Origin of the sequence: Lysobacter sp. Root690 (assembly GCF_001427785.1) — a bacterium.
Classification (GTDB): Bacteria; Pseudomonadota; Gammaproteobacteria; order Xanthomonadales; family Xanthomonadaceae; genus Lysobacter.
This window is the reverse complement of the sequence record NZ_LMHM01000001.1, coordinates 450,250-450,471: the sequence shown is the minus strand read 5'-3', so window position 1 is coordinate 450,471 and position 222 is coordinate 450,250.

Genomic DNA, 222 nt, shown 5'->3' with positions numbered 1-222 from the left:
CACTACACCCCGACCTCACGCAGCGCAGGGCGCAGCCCCCTTTTTCAAAGTGGGCGAATTGACCCGCGCGCTCATACAAACCGACAGCCCGATCAACCAATGGGCCGACCATCTCCGAACCCTCGCGCCACGCTTTCCCCCCTTTAAAAAAGGGGGCAGGGGGGATTTGCTCTTCCCCCAACACCAAGCGCAAAAGCAAATCCCCCGCGCCAGCCACTACAA